A 1,169-nucleotide genomic window follows, 5' to 3' on the forward strand; every position below is an offset into this window, starting at 1 on the left:
AACGGTATACTTACCTGGCTTAATCGACTTCACTTTGTCTTTAATTTCAAAGTTAAAAGTTGACTTTGGTGCCATGTCAACGCGATGTGATGTCTTTTCAAAAACTGTTTTACCGTTATTGTCCTGAACCTTGGTTGCCACAGTTGCATCATTCACGAGCTGATTAGCGTTATTTGTTAATTTAACACCAATGACGCGTGCGCTCGTCAATTGTGTCAACGCAGCACGGCCGATTTTCACATCTGCCGATACCGGCGTTGTATCATTTTGCAAAATAACAGGTATCTCAGAGGCAGTGTTTGCACTCGTCGTCCGGACGAATGACACCCCACCAACTAACTGACCTTGAATCGCATGGTCCGGCATTTTAATCGTCCCAGCAACTGACGTTTCACCAGCAGCCGGTACAGTCACCGTATTTTGAATGGTAATATAATCACCAACTTTATACGGCACTTGACCTGTCACGTTTTGGCTACCCGTCACATAATTGATGATGCCATTATCACGGGTGGTGGCTGTCCCGCCTGTTAACTGCAAGTCAATCGGCTTTTTTGTGTTATTTGTAATATAGAATGTCACATGTTCTTCTTGACCTGGTGCCAACTTTAGATCAATCGCTGATAAGTTATTCTTATTAATCTGAGTAGCTGGAATCGAAGCCGTTATATCATAATCCGGCAGTTTAGTGTCATCCGCATGACCCGTCACACCAACCGCACCAATCGTAATTGTTGATGCGATAGCAAGTATTGCTGTTCGCAAGTTCATAAACCCGTACCCCTAATTTTCTCTAACTAAAGATTAATTATAGAATGTCTGCTAATAAAATGCACGTAGTAGCCATGGCCAAATACCATTAATTTGTTCGTCATTAACTAGCCATTCGGTTGGCTTTTGGAAATCACCCAATAACTAATAGCCGCAATCGCACCAATGCTTATCAAACCAATTCCGACTACCCACGCCGAAAAGCCCCGTACTTGCTGCTCCTGGTGCGCCATCCTGACCGTTACCGGTTGATTCCAGGACTGGGTCAGCCCTGATGTTTTCACATGAACGGCTAGAAGATACTTTCCCGGCGGTAATTGTTTATTTTTACGGGAGACTGTTAGTGGCCACGATGTATTTGGTGCTAACGAAATTTGTTTGAACGTTGCCGTCATGAT

General features: G+C 43.7%; 2 protein-coding genes. Both read right to left on the reverse strand.

Features of this window, described 5'->3' with window-relative positions; genetic code table 11:
• Nucleotides 1-771: WxL protein peptidoglycan domain-containing protein (locus tag WEIDD23_RS01905; protein WP_062358708.1), on the reverse strand; the 771-nt coding region annotated here is incomplete at its 3' end.
• Nucleotides 772-878: 107 nt separating this feature from the next.
• The coding region (locus WEIDD23_RS13400; RefSeq protein ID WP_197458764.1) for a WxL protein host-binding domain-containing protein at nt 879-1,169 on the reverse strand (291 nt) is incomplete at its 5' end.

The organism is Weissella sp. DD23 (genome assembly GCF_001579105.1).
GTDB classification, from domain to species: Bacteria; Bacillota; Bacilli; order Lactobacillales; family Lactobacillaceae; genus Weissella; species Weissella cibaria.